The 1,428-nt window shown below is 50.4% G+C and carries 2 protein-coding genes and 1 pseudogene; all 3 read right to left on the bottom strand.

The window, feature by feature from the left end:
- Nucleotides 1-191: pseudogene (locus Q0338_RS02080) on the bottom strand (1-(5-phosphoribosyl)-5-amino-4-imidazole-carboxylate carboxylase); the annotation flags it as partial.
- A complete protein-coding gene (gene larE / locus Q0338_RS02075) occupies nucleotides 181-957 on the bottom strand; it encodes an ATP-dependent sacrificial sulfur transferase LarE (RefSeq protein WP_298085313.1) in 777 nt (258 codons plus the stop codon). The pseudogene Q0338_RS02080 and the gene larE, both read right to left, overlap by 11 nt.
- The coding region (gene larC, locus Q0338_RS02070) for a nickel insertion protein (protein WP_298085312.1) at nucleotides 929-1,428 on the bottom strand (500 nt) is incomplete at its 5' end. The genes larE and larC, both read right to left, overlap by 29 nt.

The raw sequence follows: 1,428 nt of genomic DNA, 5'->3' as shown, positions 1-1,428 counted from the left end.
ATTTCATCATCCGTCTTGCCCTCGCCGTAGATCACCTCGCCCGCGCCGTTTCGCAGGGCGCGCTGAGTGTCGATTTTAGCGCAACCTGCGTCGCTAAAAGGAAAATCCCGTAAAAACTCTATCGCCTCGCGCTCGCTTTTTTCGCCCGATTTTACGGCTCGGATGAAATTTAAAGCCTCATCATTCGTCATTTAAAATCTCCCCGCGAAGTCCCTTTAAATCAAGCAAAATATCATACTCGCCAAGCGCGGCGATCTCGCGCACGACGGTGCTAAAATCTCCCGCGCAAAAGCGCCTCGTCTCGCTCGCTCCCATTTGCAGCTTAAAGGCTTTGCCGTCAAAGCGCGCGCGAATGTTTAAAAATCCATGCGAGATTAGCAGATTTTCGACTCGCTCCACGAGCGAAATCTCCTCCACGGAAAACTCCCTATCGTGCGGCAAACGCGTCAGAAGGCAGGCGTAACTGGGCTTGTCCGCGGTCGGCAGTCCAAGTTCGCGGCTAAGCTCTCTAACCTCTGACTTTTTGAGGCCTTTAAGCGGCGAAAGTACGCCAAGCTCGTCTTTTGCTTTAAGCCCGGGGCGGTATTCGCCAAGATCGTCTAGGTTCGTGCCGTCGGCGACGTTTGTAAAGCCTAGATGTTTTGCTAGCTCGATTAGCCGCGTAAAAACCGCCTTTTTGCAGACGTAGCAGCGATCTTGCGGATTATTTTTTACCGCTTCGGGTGCGTCTAGCTCTAAAATTTCGTGCCTGATGCCGTAAGTACGGGTAAATTCCACCGCCTCTTTTATCTCGCGTCCCGACATATAGGGCGATTTTAGCGTGATCGCCACCGCGCGCTGGCCTAGCGTATCGGCGGCAACGCGCAGCAGTAACGAGCTATCCACGCCGCCACTAAACGCTACGGCTAAATTTTCCAGCTTTTTTATATCATTTTTTAGAATTTCTAGTTTCGTCATATTTTTTTAAAGTCTCGTTTCTAACCTCGCGGATCGTCGTTTGAAATCTCTGCGCGGCTTTTTTGCAGTCCTCGAATTCGGGCTTGATTTTTAAAATTTCGGGGTAATTTCGGGCTAAATTTTCATCCGTCAAATTTTGCTCAGCATCCAGACCGCAAACTCGGCCGCACGAAATTTTAAGCCTTATTTTGCCGTATTTAGTCTCCACCTCGCAAAACTCGCGCGCAAGCTCCGTTTTCCTCACGACGCACTCTCTAACTCCGATCGCCGTCGTGTGCGCGAAAATAAGCCCTTTTATCCGTGCGGCGTCCTTCTTGCGGCACAGCGCGTTTAGCTCAAAACCCGCGCGTCCTTTTTTCATAAAAATAGACCTACTAAACACGTCCAGCGCGCCGCTATCTCGCAAAATATCGCACGCAAAGGCAAAGCTCTCGGCGTCCATATCGTCGATATTAGTGGAGATTAAAATTT

Source organism: uncultured Campylobacter sp. (genome assembly GCF_938018145.1).
GTDB lineage: Bacteria > Campylobacterota > Campylobacteria > Campylobacterales > Campylobacteraceae > Campylobacter_A.
The sequence above is the reverse complement of the archived record's forward strand: the minus strand, read 5'-3'. Positions and strand labels throughout refer to the sequence as shown.

Bases quoted from the DNA above. Each gene is read 5' to 3' on its own strand.
- larE (WP_298085313.1), bottom strand. From the start codon at position 957: ATGACGAAACTAGAAATTCTAAAAAATGATATAAAAAAGCTGGAAAAT.